We start from the raw sequence: 18,188 nt of genomic DNA on the forward strand, positions 1-18,188 counted from the left end.
TTACTGTCCATTTAACCATTTTTTAATTACTTTTGCAGTTCCTTCTACATGTTCTTTCGTAGCATCCTGCACTTGTTCATCTAACGTCGGTTCTTTCGGTTCTTCTGGTTCTGGTTTTGGCTCTGGTACTATTTTCTCTTCAGGAATTTCCATAATACTTTCATTACTTGCAGCAATTTCCTCTTCTGCTAAGTATTCTTCGTATTCCTCTTCTTCTTCTTTCTTTCTCTTACGTCTTGCTAAGAAGAACCATACTAGACCACCAATCGCTAATAAACCAGCTGGAATTCCACCGAATAACCACCAGTTTATGCCACTTTCTTCTGGTTCTTTCTTCTTCTCTTCTTTCGGCTGATCAAACTGAACAGTTACAACGTTAACTTGACCGTTTGTAAAGTTTCCATTCGGATCAGCTTGCAGCCCAGCAGCTGTGCCAATTGCTTCTTTGAAAGTAGTCATATCTATTTTTCGTTTTACTAACGTATCGTTGTCTACCCATACTACAACATTTGTTCTCGTTAATTCTGGGTGTTTCTTAATTGTTTCAACTGTTTTATCTATTTCATAGTTTTCAATTTTGTTACCATTTTTATTATCATAGACGATTTTACCATTTTGATTATTGTTCGTACCATAGTTTGGTACTTCGCCATTCGCTGTAATACCAGCGCCTTGCTTCGTCTCTGCTCCTTCTTGTGCAGTAGAGCTCTCTTCTTGCTCTTGTTTACTACGAAGTACACCTTTATCACCATATTTTTCTGACTGACGTGTAACTTCATCATAGTTTACAGATACTTTCGTATTCACTTTATATTCATTCGGTTTAAACATCGTTATTAACGTTGCGTCAATATCTTGCTTTAATTTACCTTCAATTTGATGCTGCATCTCTACTTCTTTTTCATAAGAAGAGGAACTAGTAGAATGCGCTTCATCTGCCCCTTTTGAGATGACACCTTTTTTACTATCAATCACACTTACTTCTTCTGCTTTCACCCCAGGAACTGCTGCACTAATCATTTGCTGTATACCCGCAACTTGATCAGCAGTTAATAATTGGCCACGTTTTACACCAACAGTAATCGCAGCTGTTCCTTTTGCTTTTTCTTCATCAAAAATTGTCTCTTTTTCAGGTAATGTAATTTGAACGTTTGCCGTTTCAACTGTCGCAAAGTTTCTTACAATATCTTGCTCCAATTGCTTTTTCGTACCGACAATTTGCTTCATTTTTTTATCTTGCTCACTTGAACCGAGCGAGCTTTCTAATAAAATTTCCTCACCGCTTTTAGAATTAAACGGTAAGCCCATCCCATTCATTTCTTTTCGAACCCATGGAGCATCATTTTTTTGCACACGAATCGATCCATCGGCCGCTAACTGATAATCGACACCTAACTTTGATAATTCTGCTGTAATCTCTTGCTTATCTGCATCATTTAAATTTTGATATACAACAACATATTTATCTGGCAAGGTGAAGTATAAAAGTGCTCCTGTTACAATCGCTAAAAGCGCAGCACCGATTACTAACTTATGCCACGTTTTTAACGATTGGATAACATTTTTCATCTTTTCCATTTAAACACACCCGTCCACTTTCCTAAATTTGCATATTAATTAGTGACTTATAATTTTCAATAAGATTATCACGTACGAGAGCAGCCGTTTTCATTTGAGACTCAGCCTTCTTCTGCTGAATTAAAACGTCATGCGTTTCTCCTACCCCTTTAGTTAGTAAATCATATACTGCTGTTTGCGCATTGTTTTGTGTTTGATTCATATCTTCCAATAAATCGATAAACTTTTTCCCCTCAACTACTGATGTTTGAGAAGTTTTCGGTGCACCAATTTGCTGAACCACACCAAATGGTTGCGTATTTAACATTGGTTGGATTTTCATATTACTATATTCCCCCTTATCCTCGGCCAATTTCTAAATCTTTATCAAGCATTTTTTTATTCGCATTCAATACACTTGTATTCGCTTCATACATTTTTTGGGCCACCATTACATTCGTCATTTCAGCAGTCACATCAATATTTGGATAACGTACATATCCTTCCTCATTTGCATGCGGATGTGTTGGGTCATACACTAAGTTTTCAGTTTTATCTGCTTCAATACTTTTTATTTTTACTCCATTAGTAGGAGACCCATCTAACATATTTGCAAAACTATTGTTTGATTCTAGCACTACACTACGACGCTCATATAAATCTGCCCCCGGAGCCGCCGTTGTATTTGCATTTACAATATTATTTGAAGTAACTTCCATCCACTTTCTCGCTGTCGTTAGTCCTGAGCCACTTGCATTAATTGCCTGAAACATCGTTGTCTCTCCTTCTACTTTTAACGTCCGCGTGCCGCTTGGTTAATTGCATATTGTGTATTAATCGCATTAATTGAAATACCGTATAACTGATTTGCTTTCATTAAATCTAGCATTTCTGTCGTTACATCCACACTATTTCCATCTTTATTCGTTTGCATTGATTTCGTTTGAATCTTCGCATATGTATTTTTCGTATTTACTGTCGGTAAGTGCATTTCATTCGTTTGATATAAATCTGGATTGCTCTTTAAGTCTGCAGCATTGTTCTTATATAATGCACTACTTTTATCCATTTGCTCAGCAAATGTTACATCTTGCGCTTTATAGCCGGGTGTATTCGCATTTGCAATATTACTAGAAACAGTATTTCGTTTCGTCACTAAATAATTCATATAATGGCCTACATCACTCACTAAATCTGGCATATTCCACACCCTTTCTTTTTTAACTTAATGATCCACTGATGGAAGTTTCACTTCATTATTTATTTTCTTATATGCGTTTATTAAAATATTAACAATCATGTACCCTTACATATTTTATTCCATTTTTCCATTGTTGTCTTTAGAAAAATACAAAAATATAAAAAAGAATACAAAAAAACTGTATATACGCAATAATCTATGAAACATTTCAATCTATGATTTACAAACCAAAGGCCATTTTCTCATTATTTAGATTATTACTTTTTTCATTACAGTCATAAAATGAAACCTCAATCAGCGGAAATCTTTATTTAAATAAAGGAATGGATCCCCTCTTAAAAGGGGAATCCGTTTCTATACTCTATCACTAAAATTTACCGTAAAATGAATTAGCTTTCATGCGCCCATCATTTGTCATAATCATTTCTTCCAAAATCTTTTGCTTATCTCGAATATGCTGTGCCGCCTTAATAATAAATGGACTTACTTCTGCTGCAACTTGCGCACGCGTTTCCTCATCCAATGTCATCATCCAGCGATTTAACATTTCACTCTTCTCAGCAAACTCTCCATCTGACACTTGCAATTCACCGATTTCATTAAAACAACCGACAAATGTCCGATAAATATCATTGTTCATTTTCAAGTGCTCCGCGGTAACCATCTATTAAATCTTGTAATATTTTTACAATCGCATCAATATCTTTTGCTTCACGCGTTACTTTCATCGTTTGAATTTGAGTACTAATCCAATCATACAAATCATAAAGACTATCATATAAATCTTTCGCAATTTCAGGATTTAATTGAAGCTTTAATTCTTCAAAAATACGTTCTAACTTTTCAAGAAGTGCATCTCCTTCTTGTAGCTTAAAAGTATGTAACAGTTCTTCTAAATTACGAAACTCTACAATACATCTTTCATAAATAAAAATTGTATTTTTAATTGGATTACTCGTCATAATATCATTTTGCATATAACGTTGCCATGCTTGCATACAATCACTTCCTCAACTTTAATTAATCATCACTTTTTGTTTTAGTCATTGCTTTAATCGTCTTCAACTGGCTATCAAGTAAAGCTAACTGACTTTCTAACTTTGCATATTTATCAATAATCGTTGTTTGTTTTTCCTTATTAACCTTATCAATATCTTGAATTTTTCTCTCTAAATCCGTTACTTGCTTTTCAATACTTTTAGAACGCTTCCCAATAATTCCTTCATCTCCAAATATCCCATCTAACTTTTTCTCTGTATCATGACCTAAGCCATTCAGGCCGAAGAAAAATTGTTTCGTGGATTCTGGATTTTCTTTAAAACCTGTTTTCAGTTTTTCTTCATCAAGAGTCATATTTCCTGTTTTATCAATTTGAATACCAAAAGAAAATAAATACTTATCATCTTGAGAAAATTTAAAAATACTTGTCATTGCATTACTGATAGCAAATGACACGTTATTCCCTTGCATTACTCCATTTTTACCAGTAAATAAATCTAAATTTTTAACAGCTTTATTATACTCATCTTTCATTTTTTTAATTAAATCTATTGAATTTTTTATATCAGAATCTTCGATAGTTAATGTAATTGACTCTGTAGTCACCTTGTCTAAATTAATAGTTAATCCCGGAATTGTTTCTATTTTATTTGTCTTACTAGTCCCCTTGATTCCGTTTATTGTATATTCAGCGTTTGTTGCTGCTGTTACCTGATGTGCAATGGTATTCACTCCATCCTTACTTTCAGAAGTAACCAGCCCGATTTTTTGTAAAAATCCATTTGAACCATCAGATAATTTTAGCTTACCTTCTTCTCCGGCAGTAGTAGCTGTAAAAAACAGTTGATCCCCCAATGTATATACTGATGTACCATAATTTCCATTATTAATTTTATTGACAAGATCTTTATACGTCATGTCTTTCGTAACTTTAACTTCTTTTCCATTTATCTGGAATACATCATCCACTTCAAGTTTTAAGTCTAAATTAAATTTTTGCTCCGTGCCTTCAGGAGTTTTCGGGGGAGTAAGTGGAGCTGTAGTTATTTGATGTCTTTCGGCTACTCGCTCTACTGTAATCGTGTATGTTCCAGGAATAGCAGCAGCATCCGCCTGTGCTGTCATAAAACCATCTTTGGACAAAGTTGTTTTCTTTTCATCACCTTTAAATGCATATAAATCTTTAAATACTTGTACAAGACTTCCAAATTCTTTTTTCATGCTTGCATACACATTTTTTTCATTTGTTAATGTTTGCCGTTGTGTAGTATATGGTGATTTTTTCATCTCCAAAGCTTGTAGCTCTAAATCTACTAACTTAGATGTATCTATCATGTTATTTCCTAAATTCCATATTTGTTGTCTGCCACCATAATCAGATATTGTTCCTGCCATAATGTCTCACTCCTTATCTTTTACATGTAGTCTAAAATACTCGTTTTACTCATCGTACTAACTGCCTTAAGTGTCGCTTCATATGTTGCGTTTATGTACGCTAACTCTGAAATAGCTGCTGCTAAATCAACATCTTCAATCTCTTTACGATTTTCTTGTAACGCTAAGTTTTGTTCACTTAAAATCGTTTTAAACGTATCAACCGTATTCATCGTTGAACCAACTTCCGTCGTACGGTTAATAACACCATCTAAATTTTTCTTATTTTCCTCTAAGAACGGTTGTAATGCTTTTTGATCACCACTTTGCATCGCGTCTTTCATCTTTACTAACGTTTGAATAACAGGAGTCAGTAAGTTCTCACCATTACGAAAAGCTTTAATTTCATAACCGTCATTTAACTTCCACATTACATCTTTTTCGCCACCTTGGTATGTCCCATCATCCGCAAATGGAGGCTTCTCTGCACTATCTCCACCAAAAAGATAACGACCTTGCTCTTTCGTATTCGCTAAATATACAACCTGTTTTAAAATTTGATCGATTTCTGCACCGATTGCCTTTAATTCTTTTTCACCATTTGGTCCATTTAATGCTTGTATTGTTAATTGATCCGCTCTCGTTAAAGATTTCACAATACCTGACAATGTATTTTCTGTCTGACTTAACACATTTTTAGAATCCGCTATATCCTTTTGCATTTGTTCAATATTTGCCAACGAATGTTGAATTGCAAATGATTTACTTGCTGCAAGTGGATCTTCACTCATAAGAAGATTTTTCTTCCCTGAAGTTACTTGATTTCGATGATATTGCTGTTGCACATTCAAATCCATTAACTGATTCTTTGCCCAGTTTGCATTTTGAAATGTAGATACTCTCATTTCTATATCCTCCTTTATCTATTTCAAATTAATTTGACGAAGAAACCACAATTATTTCCGGTTCTCCCCTATCCCTCTACCGCTCCATAGCTCTGATCTCACACTGATAGGTCCACTGTTAGACACTGACCGCTTCTTCACTTCGCTTGCTCTCTCTTTAAACATAAAAGAAAAGATCTTCGCTTTATCACTCATTCATCGTTATGCAATAGACGATTCATTCGCGATTCATGGCTGCTCCCTCTTCTAACTTATCCGGCAACCGCCCCATAGCTCTGGTCTCACACCGATAGGTTCACTGTTAGGCACTGACCGCTTCTTCACTCTGCTAGCTCTCTCTTCAATCATAAGAGAAAAGGCCTTCGTTTTTATACCTCATTATCTAATAATCGAAAATAGACTATCAAACACTTCATTCATCGTAGTAATAGCTTTAGAGTTCGCTACGAAATATTTTTGGAAAGCCATTAAATTTACCATTTCCTCTTCCATATTCACGCCTTCGATGCTCATTTTTTCTTGCTGAATTCCTTCTAATAAATCCTTATGTATACTTTGGTAAGCATTTACTGAACTTTTATCAGACGCTACGCCTACTAAAAGTTGATCTAAAGCTTTTTTATATGTAAGTCCAGGTTTAAAATCTCCCTCAGTAATACCTGCAAGTCTGTTTGCAGTTTCAGCTGAAATTTTCATTTTCGAAATATCTTTTGTAAAATCAGGGTTTATTTCAATTTTTTTCGCACCTTCTCCAACAAAGAAATCTTTTTTCATAACTGTATTTACTTGTTTTTTTAATGAATTTACAAATTCATTTAGATTATCTTTATAACTAGTAATCTTTGCTTTCGTATCAATTGCTGATTGAATTGCCCCACCATTTAATGGAATATCGGTTCCGTATATTTGTACCGACATAGGCTCCTTATCCTTCTGCAATTGAAGTGGATATGTATCTTGTCCATTTACTGCTAAAATGCCATTCATTCTAACACTTGCAATATTAGGATTAGTAGATTCATATGATACTTCTATGTCTGCATACTTAGCCATCTCTGTCATAATACGATCACGTTCATCTAATAGTTGATTCGGTACTTGTGTGCCAGCTTGTCCGATTTTCTTGTTCGCTTCTGCTAGACTACCAGCAAGCCTATTAAATTCATCAACGTGAGCTTCTATATCTGCTGTTGTTTGCATTTCTATTTCTTCAAACTGTTTAGCAAGTCGATTGACTTGGTTCGTAAACTTCCCAGTTTCAGCAATTAATGTGTCGTAATAGTTCGATTGCTCTGGATTTTTTGCCACTTCACGAAAAGCGTTAAAGAATCCGTCCATTAAACTAGATAATGAGTTTTTACCCGTCGTTCCTACCATAGACTCTACTCGTGACAAAGTAGAATTCATATATGCATAGTAAGAGAACTGTGACATTTGATCGTTAAACTGTTTTGTCTTCACTTCATCTGTAATACGATCAACACCTAACGTTTGTACACCATAACCAATTCTCTGTTCCGGCGTATGACCATTACTTGCTCCAGCAGAACCGAGATTCACTGCTTGACGCACATAACCAGGCGTATGAATGTTAGATAAATTTTGTTTCGTCGTTTGTAATCCCATTTGTGCCGCTAACAAACCCGATAGCGGTGTATTATAATCAGACAGTCTCATAATGTTTCACTTCCCCTTTACAATAGTTCGTTCATAAAGATTTGTGAATTATTGTTTCGCTCTAAATTATATTCAGAAACGGAATCCACAATACTTTCTGTAGTTTTTAATAGTACGTTTAAGTAATATTGATTTTTCAAAAGAATCATTTTTACATTCTCTTCTAATTTAGCTACATTTTTTTGTAATTCTTCCATTTTTTCAATTTCTTCGTTAGAAAAATGCGAAAATAATGCACTTACGCGAAACGGTTCAATTCCCTTTTCTTTACAAAACTGAATAACCATTTCTTCAAACGAGCTTGATAATCCTTTTAAACCATCTATGTACTGCAATTGCTCTACTTGCAATTTTTGAACTGCATTTACATTTTTATGTTTCAAATTCTCATATATTTGTTCTCCAAGCGTTTGAATGTTTTCATATGCTTTTTGAATAATAACGAGCTTTTCATATAATTGTATGTACATATCGTTTCCTTCCCTTTTACAAGACTAAATTTACAATTAAACCGTGGATTTCTCCAATCTGATTTAACATTTCTAAATGTCCCGTTTTCGTATTAATTAAATTCATAACATCTTCTAACTCATTTAATCCCATTTCCGCCTGTTTCACAATCGTCATTTTCTGTGAATAGCCATAACGTGGATGACGCGACATGACATCTTTATATTGCAATACATTATCTACGTAAAAATTCAAAAATGATTTTACTGTATTTTTGTATTCCATTACATTATCAAGCGTTAATTCCATTTCAATTTTCTCTTTAATTTCTCCAATGTTATCGACAAATGCTTCCATTTGTTCTAACAATTTATCTTTTTTTGGATCTGCATGCAAATTATCCGAAAATGCAAGTCCTGTCCTGACATTTGCTTCTTTCGGCATTTGAGTAGCAGGCGGTATATGCGATAAAATTGGATTATGCGAGATCGAACGCAGCATTTATATCACCTATTTATTTATTTTTTTATTTCTTCCTAAACTTAATCGTAAAATCCAGTTATTTATAATTATACTCTGAACACTAATATTTTGCAGTTATTTTTTATAAAAGATATGTTACAATTTAGCATGAGGTGGCACAAATCTATGAATATTTTTCTTTGTGGTTCAAATCAATTAACAGCATTAGATCAGGAAGAAATAAAAAAATTTTTAACTGACTATGCTCACAAACATAAAATTTACATATTATGTTATAAAACTATTGAAAATGAGGTTCTTCGTTTTTTCATCGAAAACGAAAGACTCGCTCAAAATTTATGCCTTTACACGCTACAGCCGTTACAAGCATTAACAGATGAATTTCAAGAGGTCGTTGATTACTTAAAAAAACACGGAGCCGAGTATGTCGCTTTTGATCATCCTTCCGACTCCATTTACCGATCAGATTATATGTTTTTTGTAAAACAAATAATCGAAGATACCGATTTAGTTCTCTGTTTTTATAATGGGGACAAACATACATCTGTCATTCCCGTTGACGTTGCAAAAGAAGCAGGAATTGATGCTGTTATTTATGATTTACCAGGTTTACATGAAAAACAGATGAAAAAAAACTTTGAACAAAAAATCCGTATGATGTAAAGGGGGAGGCACAATATCGTTATTGTGCCTATTATAAATATGATAATTGAACAAGATTATGATCATTTTATCGCGAGTTTTAAACAACAATTCAATATGGATATCGCTTCATATAAACAAGATAGAATGCGTCGTAGAATCGATGCTTTTATTTCGAGAAAGGGCTTTGAGAACTACACTAGTTTTCTAAGCAATTTACGTACCGATCAAAAGTTATTTTTAAGTTTTATTGACTATATTACAATTAACGTTTCAGAGTTTTTTAGAAATAAAGAACGTTGGCAAACGTTAGAGACGAAAGCACTACCAAAATTACTCGAACAAAATAACGGAAAATTAAAAGTATGGAGCGCCGCTTGTGCTGCCGGTGAAGAACCATATACACTCTCTTTAATTTTATCGAAGCACCTAGCTCCATATCGTTTTGAAATACAAGCAACAGATCTTGATTTTCACATTTTAGAAACTGCAAAACGCGGTCAATATACAGAACGTTCTTTAAAAGAATTACCTGCCGATTTAAAAGAGCGTCATTTCACAAAAGAGAATGATATATATTCATTACACCAAAACATTAAGCAAAACGTGACGTTCAAGCAGCATGACCTGTTAATGCAGTCGTTCGATACAAATTACGATTTAATCATTTGTCGCAACGTAATGATATACTTTACTGAAGAAGCAAGGGTAAAACTTTATGAAAAGTTTAGTCGTGCTTTACGAAAAGGCGGCGTATTATTTGTTGGTAGTACTGAACAAATTTTAACACCTGAACGTTATAATCTTCAGCGCTTCGATACATTCTTCTACGAAAAAATATAAAAGAGGTCGTCACAATGTAAAGTGACGACCTTTTTATATAACTCGAATTAAAATAATAGCAACAATCCATACAAAGAGAAAAAGAAACGTCATAGACCATTTATGTTCTTGCATCGTATGTTTCAAAGCCTGTGATAATTGTGTCATATTCATTTCTGCAAGTGCTCTCCATACGCTTACATCCCGCTCTTTAGCAGTGCGATCTGTAACGCTAATTAAAATGGTTTCGTTAGATAATTTCGTTATATAAGCAGCAATAACCGTTACCATTAAATTTATATTTCCTTCTGAAGAATCACTTTCCACTCTAGAAAGGAGTGCACTTACATCTAGTAACGGAATATGTACCTTTCTACCAAATGATAGTTGTACTTCTGCGAAATCATACGTTCCATCTAACAAAGGAAGTTCTTTTATATGCGCTTGCTTAACAAGTCCTTGCAAGCTTCTCATTACTTGTTCAAATATTTTATCTGTTTGCTTTCCTTCTCCAGATAATGTATGTAACTTTTTAAAGAGTTGTAATACTGTATCCATCTCTTTAGAAAGCATTTCCTTCATAACCTTTCCATCGCCTAAACTCGCAAGTAAAATCCCTATTTCATTATTCTTCGAAATAATCTTAGACTGTCCAGTAAACACTAGATTACTATGCTTTCGTTCTTTCTGGATTTCATGTTCTGAAATAGCTGCAGGCTGTTTTAATGGTTGTAGCGTCTTATCTTCAATTGTCGTACGTTTAATTTCCATTTAAGCGCCTCCACTACTATGAAATACTTAGCCCCATTCTTTATTACTCTTTAAAACTAAAAATAGTACGAATAAACCTGACATGATAGCAAATACATTAGAAGCTTGTATTCCCTGTTCACTTTTTGATTCTTTCTTCTCTTCTGGCTCTTCTTTTTTCTCTTTCTTTTTCGAAATGATTTGATTGTTATTATCTTTATCTTTTTGAGCCTTCTTTTTATTTACTTCCTTGTTGTCTGTGAGAGGCTCTTTTATAACATAAGTAATTTTTTCTTTCTCTTTCAATGGTTCTTTTATAAGATCGTTTACTTTCTCTTCTTTTTGCGGAATTTGAACAACTGGCTGTTTTTCTTCCTGCAGCGGGATTTCTACTTTCGTGTCTTCCTGCTTCTCAGTTTCTTTCTTATCTTCTAGTTTATTTTCTAATTTATCTTCATTCTCTCGTTCTTCTATCTTTTTATCCTCTTCTGTTTTTTGCTCCAAAACAGAAACGACATACTCACTTGCTTCAATCAGTTTATTGCCTGCCGCATCCACTATCTCTACAAGTAATTCGTATGAGCCATTTGGCAACGCATTCGTTATTTCAAATACTTTTTGCCATTCCATGTCGCGCTTATTGTAATCTAATAAAAATGTAATCTCTTTATTTTCTTTTCCTTTTAATGTAACACGAACTTCTTTCACGGCTGATTCTACGTCTGTTACCTTCACTCGTACATGTATAGAATCACCTTGTTTTCGTTCGATTACGTTCCCCTTCGCCTCGTCGATAGTAACCTTATGCAACTTCGGCATCTCTTTATCTATTGTTGGCGTTTCATTATTTATACGAATAAAAGGGACTTTCACTTCATTTTCTAAGAGCTCTTCTTTCTCATTTTCTTTGTAATTTTGAATGAGCTGAAGGTTCCAATCACCTTGCAAATCAAAAGTCTCGACCTTGTAGTTAGCAATCCATCGCTTCGTTTCCTCTTCATACTTAAACGATAGCATTCTTTCTTGTTCATACTGATCGCCGTTTTTTGGCAAGCGCAAAATACCTTTTATACTTTGAACATTTTTCTCTTTCGGCTCTACAATAACCAGCACTTCTTCGCCAACTTTTAATTCCGGCTTATTTACTGTAATAACCCCTTGATCCGTCTCTATCTTCTTTTCGGTTTCTTGTTCATTTTTTGCTTCTTGTTGTTCCTCTTTATCTTGCTTCATTTCCACTTGTTCTGGCTGTTCTTGAACTTCCTTATTCTCTTCTTGCACATTCACTTCATTTATATTTTGTTCTGGCACATTTTGCTCTTCCGCTTTACTTTGTAGCGGGAAGAGCAAGCACACATGTATGCATAACCAGCTTATTAGAAAAAACTTTACGTTTTTCATCTACTAGCTCAAACTCCTATTTCAACGACTTATAGCGATTTCGTCACTTTTACTCCGAAAAATCCATCTACATTTACAAGTTCACCATACGCCACCAATACATCATTTACATAAATACGAATTGGTTCGTCAATATCTTCATCTAATACAACCGCTTCATTCTCTTGTAAACTTAAAATATCTTGAATGGTTTTCACTGTGCTTCCAAATACAAATTTCACGTTCATTTCTACATTTTGTAGAATGGATGTGTCCATGTATACTGGTTCCATTTGTTTTACTTCTTTAAATTCAATAGGTTGCACAACAGGTTCTACAACTTTTTCTTCTTCTATTTCTTCCGTAACAATCTCTTCTTCCTCTTCCACCATTGGATATAGAAGTCTTCTTACCATTTCTTTCGCTTCTGTAATCGGTAAAATTTGATACATTTTTGATTGAAGCAGGTCGCCAATTTCAAGGTTGAACGTAATTTGAACGAGTTCGTCCACTTCCATTGACTCTCCCAAATATTCCATTTCTTCTTTTAAAGTTACAAATTTAACATTTGGTGGTGTCATGTCCATTTTTTCTTGAAACATTTCTGACATCGCTGTTGCCGCATGCCCCATCATTTGGTTCATGATTTCTTTAATACCGCTCAGTTCTAATTCACTAAGTTCTTTCTCAGAATCAACTTCTCCTGTCCCCATCATCATTAAATCTACCATTGTTAAAGCGACATCTTTCGTAAATACGAATACATTCTCATTCTTTAGTCCTTCAACAAAATCAACATTTAAAATAACAAACGGGACTGGTACTCCATCATAATGACGAACATTGATCGCTTCTACATTCGGTGTACTAATTGAAACTGGCTGATTTAAAAGCGTTGACAATACTGTTGAAGCGGAACCAATTGAAATATTTGCAATTTCACCAAGGACATCTTTCTCTTCTTGCGTTAAATGTTCTTTTTCAACTTGTTCTTCTACAATCTCAGTTTCCACTACTTCTGCTGGCTCGTCTTGTTCTTCTACTCCACCAGATAATTGCATTAATTTATTTATCATTTGTTTCGCATGTTCAATTGAAACAATTTGCACAAGTTTAGAGTTTACAAGATTATCTATCTTTAAATCAAACGATACTTTAACAATCGTTTGATTCCCATCGATTTCAGAGATTTTCTCCATTTCTTCTGATAGCTTTACAACTTTAATTGTCGGCGGAGACATATCTACTGTATCTTGGAAGAATTCAGACATAGATGTAGCTGCGAACCCCATCATTTGATTCATCGCTTCTTGTACAGCACTTAGCTCTAATTCACCAAGTTCTTTTCCGTCCTCCACTTCACCTGTTCCCATCATCATTAAATCAGCAATGGATAATGCAACATCTTGCTTAAGGACAAGAAGGTTTTCCATATCTAATCCTTTTGTAAAATGAATATTTAGTACAACGTGTGGAACTTCGACGTCGCTTGAATCATATAAATCTACCAATTCGATGCGAGGAGCAGTAATGCTTACTTGCCTATTTAAGATTGTTGATAATACAGTCGAAGCTGAACCAAATGATATATTTGCAATTTCGCCAAGAATATCGCATTCTTGAGGCGTTAAATGCTCATTTTCTTTTTCTAGCACAATTGTGCTCGTATCCCCTTTTGTGTGTTGCTCAGGCATTTCCTCTGCCTCCTCATTTCTGTTTTTCTATCAAATGATATAAACCCTCATTTTATTTTAACAAACTTATTATATAAAACGTTAATATGTATTTATTCCCATTTTCAGATTAGTAACGATTAACCAAAAAGCTCCCCAATTGTATACAAGTGGGGAGCTTTCCTTCATTCCTATTATAAACCTTCTGGGTTTAAAATGAGGACCACTCGTCCATCACCGAGAATTGTCGCACCAGAGAAATAATTAGAACTCTCTGCAAAGAAGTCACCTAATGACTTTAAGACTATTTCTCTTTGACCGATAATTGTGTTTACAATAAGTCCATAGCTGCGATGTGTATTACGAACAATTAACACAGGAACCATTTGACCATCATATGACGCAAACGCCTCATCTGCTGTTTTCTCACCAAATACCGTACTTAAATGCTTCACTTCAATAATTTGATTACGGTAATTTAACACATCTTTTCCTTGTATGGATTGGATGTCTTCTCTCTTGATTCGAATTGCTTCAACAATATTACCAAGAGGTAAAGCATAACGTTTATCATTCGTTTGAACAAGCATAGATTGTATAATAGACAACGTTAATGGAAGTTCAATTCTAAATGTACTTCCCTTGCCTTCTTCAGAATCAATAATTAAATGTCCACCTAAACTATGAATTGTATGTTTCACTACATCTAATCCAACCCCGCGCCCAGAAAGGTCTGATACAACTTCAGCTGTACTAAATCCTGGTTGGAAGATCAAATCAAATATTTCACGGTCTGTTAATTTATTTGCCTCAGATTCTGTTACAACACCATTTTTAATCGCTTTTTCTAATACTTTCCCTTTATGAATTCCATTTCCATCATCCGTAATTTGAATTACGACATGATTTCCACTATGGAACGCTTCTAATTTAATCGTACCTGTCTCATTTTTACCTGCATCACGACGTTGTTCAACAGTTTCAACCCCATGATCAATTGCATTACGAATTAAATGAACAAGCGGATCACCGATTTCATCAATAACAATTTTATCGACTTCAGTATCTTCACCTGTAATTTGTAAATCGATTTTTTTCCCTAAATCTTTCGCTAACATACGTACCATACGCGGGAAACGATTAAAGACTGTTTCAATCGGCACCATACGCATGTTTAGAAGTACATTTTGAATATCTTTTGAAATATCGCCTAATCGATTTAAATGCTCAATTAATTCTTTGTTTTGAATTGCTTGCGCCAATTCATCTATGCGACCACGCTCAATTACACTTTCTTCAAACATGTTCATTAATCTTTCAATTTTTTCTAATTGAACACGTATGGAACGATTTTCTACTTTACCATTTTTCGTTTTTGCAGTGCTTTTAGCTGGTGTAGCATTAGCAGATTGTTTAGATACTTCTTTAGTTGATTCCACATGCGTAGCCGCTTGTATAACTTCTTGTACGACTTCTTGTGTAACCAATTTTTCCGAAACTACTTCTTTTGATGTATGTCCTTGCTTCACTTCTACTTTCTCAATTTCAGAAACATGAAGCACTACTTGTTTTAATTCTTCTTCACTTTGATCAGTATCCATAAATACTGTGAACTCAAACCCGAAAGCGTCTGCTTCAATTTCTTCAATACTAGGAACTGTTTTTTTTACATTACCTAAATTTTGTAGCGCTTCAATACACATAATGGCACGTACTGCTTTTAAAATAGCTTGTTGCTCAACAGTTATATGCACTTCATGTGAAGCTGCATCATCGTTATTTATGGTTTCTTGTTCTATATGTTCATTAGGAATTTCTATATTGCCGTTCAATAATGCTTCTAATTTCTGTTTCGTTGCAATTACATCAATATTGCCCATTCCACCTTGCTGCACATCTGCAACCATCTTCTCTAAATTATCAATGCATTCAAAAATCACATCAATAATCTCCGCATTTACAACTATATTCCCATGACGAATTTCATCTAAAACGTTTTCCATTTTATGCGTTAAATCCGCCATTTCCGTAAATTCCATACTCGCTGACATACCTTTAAACGTATGGGCTGAGCGGAATATTTCTCCCACAACATCCATATCAGTGGGGTTTTGTTCTAAAGTTAGCACATTTTCATTTAGCGATTGTAAATGTTCTTCTGATTCCTCAAAAAATATATTTAATAGATCTGTTTGCATTTTAATCCCCTACCTGTCTAACAAACATTTCATTCATGTATAACAATTTAGTGTTTTAAAACGAGAAAAAAGGGGGCCACACGCATATCCGCTATCAATGTTTAGATTCCTTGTGGCACCCCTTCTATATTAGCTGTTTGCTACTTTTGTTAAAGCTTCGATTACACGATCTGCTTGGAATGGCTTTACAATAAAGTCTTTTGCCCCACCCTTAATTGCATCTAATACCATACCTTGTTGTCCCATTGCAGAACAAATAACAACTTTTGCACTTGAATCAATTTTAATAATTTCTTTTAATGCTTCAAGTCCGTCCATTTCTGGCATAGTAATATCTAATGTAACTATATCAGGCTGAAGTTCTTTATACTTTTGAATTGCCTCTACTCCATTTTCCGCTTCTCCGATTACTTCAAATTCAGAATTACTTTTTAATAAGTTTTTAATCATTGTTCGCATGAACATCGCATCGTCTACAACTAAAATTTTATGTGCCATTCTTTTTGATTCTCTCCTTCTATGTATAAATATATCTTAATATTTCACCTTATCATTCTCACTCATTATACAAAATAAAATGATAAAATTTAATATTTTTTTAAAAGAATTTTCGTATTTTTATTATTTATTATCAAAATAACAATATACTATTCTTTTATATAAATGACAACGCGACGGTTTTTTTCCCAATTTTGCGGTGAATCATTTGGTACAACTGGTTTTGTGTCTGCATATCCTACCGCAGCTAGCCTTTTATCATCGACATTATACACTTCGATTAAGTGGTGAATCATATTTGCTGCTCGTGCGGAAGATAATTCCCAGTTTGAAGGGAATTTGTCGTTATGAATAGGTCTACTGTCTGTATGTCCTTCTACAACAATGGGATTTGGTACCGATTGGAAAAATCCAACTAATTGACTTATTATCTCTATCGCTTCTGGTTTAACGTTCGCGTCACCCGTATCAAATATTAAATTATCTACTATAACAACACTTACCCCTGTGTCCTCTCGATATACATTCACTTGACTAATACCGTTATTATCTACATATGCTTTTAACTTCTTATATAATTCATCCATTCTTTTTTTCGAAATCATTTTTTCATCATTTTTTTCATGCGAAATATCTGGTATTGTATTTTCCATTACTTTTGCATCTACTTGCTCCGTATCACTAAACTTTTCAAGCATCTTTGACAATTTTACTGCATCCTGCTTTGAAGTAGCAACTAGTAATACAAAGAAAGTTAATAATAACATCGTTAAATCTGTAAAAGTCGTCATCCAACGAGGCGATCCCTTTTGCGGTCGTTTCATCATCACCATACCACTCCTTGCAATATTAGGCTGCTCGTTTTACTTTTTTTATCTTTGTTTCGTATACATACGTATCCAGTTTCAACTTTAATTTAGACGGAATTTGTCCACGATACAATTCTGAAATTGCTTCAATAACAAACTTCTTCTCTGTATATAAATCCTCAATCCCTCTATACACTTTTTCAGCAAGTGGGATTGCAATCATATTTGCAAGTACGGATCCATACAATGTCGTTAACATCGCAACTGCCATCCCGGTACCAATTTGCGATGTGTCTTGCAAGTTTTGAAGCATAATGATAAGACCAATTAAAGTTCCTATCATACCCCAAGCGGGGGCAAAATCACCAATTTTATCTAATAATGCTGCTCCTTTTCTTAACTCATACACTTCCGTTTCAACATCTTTCATTAACACTTCTTTTAATTCCTCTTCATCGTAACCACTTAACATTAATCGAATTCCTTTTTGAATAAAAGGGTTGTCTACTTGCTCTCCATCAACTTCTAAAGAAAGCAGGCCGTGTTTTTTAGATTTTTTCGAAAAATCAACAAACAAATCCGTTAACTGTTCTAAATCTTCTTCTCTTCTATGTAAAACAGTAAAAATACTTTTCGTATATTTTTTTATTTCTCCAAATCGATATGCTACAACAATTGTTGCTGTTGTTCCCCCATGCCCATCAACTTAAGAACGAAAACAAAATGAACTTTCGTTCAAACAAACTAAAAAACACGTAATGTACTTTTGG

The 18,188-nt window shown here is 34.2% G+C and carries 19 protein-coding genes and 1 pseudogene; 2 read left to right on the plus strand and 18 right to left on the minus strand.

Translation table 11 applies throughout. From position 1 onward, the window contains the following. The 11 genes from PDQ33_RS11580 to PDQ33_RS11630 all read right to left on the minus strand — a co-directional run bounded on the left by PDQ33_RS11580 (position 1) and on the right by PDQ33_RS11630 (position 8,664). Positions 1–1,578: a flagellar M-ring protein FliF C-terminal domain-containing protein gene (locus PDQ33_RS11580; protein WP_270755731.1), complete on the minus strand. Its 1,578-nt coding sequence runs from the start codon at positions 1,576–1,578 to the stop codon at positions 1–3. Positions 1,579–1,600: 22 nt separating this feature from the next. After that, positions 1,601–1,900, minus strand: a complete 300-nt coding sequence (gene fliE, locus PDQ33_RS11585; protein ID WP_000701688.1) for a flagellar hook-basal body complex protein FliE — start codon at positions 1,898–1,900, stop codon at positions 1,601–1,603. 16 nt (positions 1,901–1,916) lie between these two features. Further along, positions 1,917–2,330: a flagellar basal body rod protein FlgC gene (gene flgC, locus PDQ33_RS11590; RefSeq protein WP_000484673.1), complete on the minus strand. Its 414-nt coding sequence runs from the start codon at positions 2,328–2,330 to the stop codon at positions 1,917–1,919. 20 nt (positions 2,331–2,350) lie between these two features. Then, the gene (gene flgB / locus PDQ33_RS11595) at positions 2,351–2,758 is read right to left on the minus strand and encodes a flagellar basal body rod protein FlgB (RefSeq protein ID WP_168897645.1); all 408 of its coding nucleotides are present in this window, start codon (positions 2,756–2,758) and stop codon (positions 2,351–2,353) included. A gap of 367 nt (positions 2,759–3,125) precedes the next feature. Further along, complete coding sequence (locus PDQ33_RS11600; RefSeq protein ID WP_001058080.1) at positions 3,126–3,398, minus strand: hypothetical protein; 273 nt, start codon at positions 3,396–3,398, stop codon at positions 3,126–3,128. Then, positions 3,388–3,756: a flagellar export chaperone FliS gene (locus PDQ33_RS11605; protein WP_250669746.1), complete on the minus strand. Its 369-nt coding sequence runs from the start codon at positions 3,754–3,756 to the stop codon at positions 3,388–3,390. Before PDQ33_RS11605 ends, PDQ33_RS11600 begins: the two co-directional genes overlap by 11 nt. Positions 3,757–3,778: 22 nt before the next feature. Then, a complete protein-coding gene (locus PDQ33_RS11610; protein ID WP_076873304.1) occupies positions 3,779–5,152 on the minus strand; it encodes a flagellar hook-associated protein 2 in 1,374 nt (457 codons plus the stop codon). Positions 5,153–5,172: 20 nt separating this feature from the next. After that, positions 5,173–6,036, minus strand: coding sequence for a flagellar hook-associated protein 3 (locus tag PDQ33_RS11615; protein WP_061531336.1), 864 nt, complete (start codon positions 6,034–6,036; stop codon positions 5,173–5,175). A 378-nt stretch (positions 6,037–6,414) separates the two neighbouring features. Then, positions 6,415–7,713, minus strand: coding sequence for a flagellar hook-associated protein FlgK (gene flgK / locus PDQ33_RS11620; RefSeq protein ID WP_061131076.1), 1,299 nt, complete (start codon positions 7,711–7,713; stop codon positions 6,415–6,417). A gap of 17 nt (positions 7,714–7,730) precedes the next feature. Next, positions 7,731–8,183, minus strand: coding sequence for a hypothetical protein (locus PDQ33_RS11625; RefSeq protein ID WP_076873303.1), 453 nt, complete (start codon positions 8,181–8,183; stop codon positions 7,731–7,733). Between the two features lie 16 nt (positions 8,184–8,199). Then, the gene (locus PDQ33_RS11630; RefSeq protein WP_000946323.1) at positions 8,200–8,664 is read right to left on the minus strand and encodes a YaaR family protein; all 465 of its coding nucleotides are present in this window, start codon (positions 8,662–8,664) and stop codon (positions 8,200–8,202) included. A 147-nt stretch (positions 8,665–8,811) separates the two neighbouring features. Here PDQ33_RS11630 and PDQ33_RS11635 point away from each other — a divergent pair, with 147 nt between their 5' ends. Together PDQ33_RS11635 and cheR are read left to right on the plus strand one after the other, a co-directional pair. Continuing rightward, positions 8,812–9,309, plus strand: a complete 498-nt coding sequence (locus PDQ33_RS11635; protein ID WP_250669744.1) for a flagellar motor switch protein FliG — start codon at positions 8,812–8,814, stop codon at positions 9,307–9,309. Positions 9,310–9,348: 39 nt separating this feature from the next. Then, on the plus strand, positions 9,349–10,131 hold the full coding sequence (gene cheR / locus PDQ33_RS11640; RefSeq protein WP_000582886.1) for a protein-glutamate O-methyltransferase CheR: 783 nt from the start codon (positions 9,349–9,351) through the stop codon (positions 10,129–10,131). A gap of 33 nt (positions 10,132–10,164) precedes the next feature. Here cheR and PDQ33_RS11645 read toward each other — a convergent pair whose 3' ends face one another. From PDQ33_RS11645 to PDQ33_RS11675, 7 genes and pseudogenes are all read right to left on the minus strand, one after another. Then, positions 10,165–10,881, minus strand: coding sequence for a hypothetical protein (locus PDQ33_RS11645; protein WP_098671806.1), 717 nt, complete (start codon positions 10,879–10,881; stop codon positions 10,165–10,167). A 27-nt stretch (positions 10,882–10,908) separates the two neighbouring features. Next, positions 10,909–12,261, minus strand: a complete 1,353-nt coding sequence (locus PDQ33_RS11650; RefSeq protein ID WP_270755732.1) for a DUF4625 domain-containing protein — start codon at positions 12,259–12,261, stop codon at positions 10,909–10,911. Between the two features lie 29 nt (positions 12,262–12,290). Then, positions 12,291–13,934, minus strand: coding sequence for a flagellar motor switch protein (locus tag PDQ33_RS11655; RefSeq protein WP_070805659.1), 1,644 nt, complete (start codon positions 13,932–13,934; stop codon positions 12,291–12,293). Between the two features lie 173 nt (positions 13,935–14,107). Continuing rightward, positions 14,108–16,111 carry a chemotaxis protein CheA gene (locus tag PDQ33_RS11660; protein ID WP_076873300.1) on the minus strand — a complete coding sequence of 668 codons (2,004 nt, stop codon included), beginning with the start codon at positions 16,109–16,111 and terminating at the stop codon, positions 14,108–14,110. A gap of 129 nt (positions 16,112–16,240) precedes the next feature. Then, a complete protein-coding gene (locus tag PDQ33_RS11665) occupies positions 16,241–16,609 on the minus strand; it encodes a response regulator (protein ID WP_000940576.1) in 369 nt (122 codons plus the stop codon). A gap of 149 nt (positions 16,610–16,758) precedes the next feature. Then, on the minus strand, positions 16,759–17,436 hold the full coding sequence (locus PDQ33_RS11670) for an OmpA family protein (RefSeq protein WP_270755733.1): 678 nt from the start codon (positions 17,434–17,436) through the stop codon (positions 16,759–16,761). Between the two features lie 22 nt (positions 17,437–17,458). After that, a pseudogene (locus tag PDQ33_RS11675) lies at positions 17,459–18,112 on the minus strand (MotA/TolQ/ExbB proton channel family protein); the annotation flags it as partial. Positions 18,113–18,188: the final 76 nt, after the last annotated feature.

It is taken from the genome of Bacillus cereus group sp. Bc031 (genome assembly GCF_027716265.1).
GTDB lineage: Bacteria > Bacillota > Bacilli > Bacillales > Bacillaceae_G > Bacillus_A > Bacillus_A paranthracis.

What these genes read in the sequence shown, in the direction of transcription:
- cheR (WP_000582886.1), top strand. Translation starts at nt 9,349, where the DNA reads ATGATAATTGAACAAGATTATGATCATTTTATCGCGAGTTTTAAACAA.
- PDQ33_RS11625 (WP_076873303.1), bottom strand. Translation starts at nt 8,183, where the DNA reads ATGTACATACAATTATATGAAAAGCTCGTTATTATTCAAAAAGCATAT.
- PDQ33_RS11665 (WP_000940576.1), bottom strand. Translation starts at nt 16,609, where the DNA reads ATGGCACATAAAATTTTAGTTGTAGACGATGCGATGTTCATGCGAACA.
- PDQ33_RS11610 (WP_076873304.1), bottom strand. Translation starts at nt 5,152, where the DNA reads ATGGCAGGAACAATATCTGATTATGGTGGCAGACAACAAATATGGAAT.
- PDQ33_RS11650 (WP_270755732.1), bottom strand. Translation starts at nt 12,261, where the DNA reads ATGAAAAACGTAAAGTTTTTTCTAATAAGCTGGTTATGCATACATGTG.
- PDQ33_RS11645 (WP_098671806.1), bottom strand. Translation starts at nt 10,881, where the DNA reads ATGGAAATTAAACGTACGACAATTGAAGATAAGACGCTACAACCATTA.
- PDQ33_RS11630 (WP_000946323.1), bottom strand. Translation starts at nt 8,664, where the DNA reads ATGCTGCGTTCGATCTCGCATAATCCAATTTTATCGCATATACCGCCT.
- PDQ33_RS11580 (WP_270755731.1), bottom strand. Translation starts at nt 1,578, where the DNA reads ATGGAAAAGATGAAAAATGTTATCCAATCGTTAAAAACGTGGCATAAG.
- PDQ33_RS11655 (WP_070805659.1), bottom strand. Translation starts at nt 13,934, where the DNA reads ATGCCTGAGCAACACACAAAAGGGGATACGAGCACAATTGTGCTAGAA.
- flgB (WP_168897645.1), bottom strand. Translation starts at nt 2,758, where the DNA reads ATGCCAGATTTAGTGAGTGATGTAGGCCATTATATGAATTATTTAGTG.
- flgC (WP_000484673.1), bottom strand. Translation starts at nt 2,330, where the DNA reads ATGTTTCAGGCAATTAATGCAAGTGGCTCAGGACTAACGACAGCGAGA.
- PDQ33_RS11635 (WP_250669744.1), top strand. Translation starts at nt 8,812, where the DNA reads ATGAATATTTTTCTTTGTGGTTCAAATCAATTAACAGCATTAGATCAG.
- PDQ33_RS11660 (WP_076873300.1), bottom strand. Translation starts at nt 16,111, where the DNA reads ATGCAAACAGATCTATTAAATATATTTTTTGAGGAATCAGAAGAACAT.
- PDQ33_RS11600 (WP_001058080.1), bottom strand. Translation starts at nt 3,398, where the DNA reads ATGAACAATGATATTTATCGGACATTTGTCGGTTGTTTTAATGAAATC.
- PDQ33_RS11615 (WP_061531336.1), bottom strand. Translation starts at nt 6,036, where the DNA reads ATGAGAGTATCTACATTTCAAAATGCAAACTGGGCAAAGAATCAGTTA.
- PDQ33_RS11605 (WP_250669746.1), bottom strand. Translation starts at nt 3,756, where the DNA reads ATGCAAGCATGGCAACGTTATATGCAAAATGATATTATGACGAGTAAT.
- fliE (WP_000701688.1), bottom strand. Translation starts at nt 1,900, where the DNA reads ATGAAAATCCAACCAATGTTAAATACGCAACCATTTGGTGTGGTTCAG.
- PDQ33_RS11670 (WP_270755733.1), bottom strand. Translation starts at nt 17,436, where the DNA reads ATGATGAAACGACCGCAAAAGGGATCGCCTCGTTGGATGACGACTTTT.
- flgK (WP_061131076.1), bottom strand. Translation starts at nt 7,713, where the DNA reads ATGAGACTGTCTGATTATAATACACCGCTATCGGGTTTGTTAGCGGCA.